The 1,030-nt window shown below is 60.5% G+C and carries 1 protein-coding gene; it reads left to right on the forward strand.

The genetic code is table 11. The features are described 5' to 3' along the window. On the forward strand, positions 1-1,030 hold a 1,030-nt coding region (gene ahpF / locus ACXRVY_RS31295; protein WP_458239248.1), incomplete at both ends, for an alkyl hydroperoxide reductase subunit F.

Here is a 1,030-nt window from a genome sequence, read left to right on the forward strand (position 1 = left end):
GCGGTGCCGAGCATCTACCTCAATGGCGTGAACTTCGGTCAGGGCCGCATGGGCCTGGAAGAAATCCTCGCCAAAATCGACACCAGCGGCATCGAACGCCAGGCCGAGAAAATCAGTGYCAAGCAAGCTTTTGATGTGCTGGTGGTCGGTGGTGGCCCGGCCGGTGCCTCGGCGGCAATCTACGCGGCCCGTAAAGGCATTCGCACCGGTGTCGCGGCGGAACGTTTTGGTGGGCAGGTGCTGGACACCATGGCCATCGAAAACTTCATCTCGGTGCAGGAAACCGAAGGGCCGAAACTGGCCGTGGCCCTGGAAGAACACGTCAAGCAGTACGACGTCGACATCATGAACCTGCAGCGCGCCGACAAGCTGATTCCTGGCAAAAACGGCGAACTGCATGAAGTCCACTTCGCTAGTGGCGCATCGTTAAAAGCCAAAACCGTGATTCTGGCGACCGGTGCACGGTGGCGTGAAATGAACGTCCCGGGCGAGCAGGAGTACCGCAACAAAGGCGTGGCGTACTGCCCGCACTGCGACGGTCCGCTGTTCAAGGGCAAGCGCGTGGCAGTGATTGGCGGCGGCAACTCCGGCGTTGAAGCGGCCATCGACCTGGCCGGTATCGTGTCCCATGTCACGTTGCTGGAATTCGACGTGCAGTTGCGCGCCGATGCGGTATTGCAGCGCAAGTTGCACAGCCTGCCGAACGTCACCGTGATCACCAGTGCACAAACCACTGAAGTCACCGGCGACGGCCAGAAGGTCAACGGCCTGCGCTACAAGGATCGTCAGAGCGACGAATTGCGCAGTGTGGAGCTGGAAGGGATCTTTGTGCAGATCGGCTTGTTGCCGAACACCGATTGGCTCAAAGGTACGATCGAGTTGTCACCCCGTGGCGAGATCATCGTCGATGCTCGTGGTGAAACGTCGGTACCGGGTGTGTTCGCCGCCGGCGACGTGACCACCGTGCCGTACAAGCAGATCGTGATCGCAGTGGGCGAGGGCGCCAAGGCTTCCCTGAGCGCTTTCGATC

Source organism: Pseudomonas sp. P5_A2_2 (assembly GCF_054177685.1).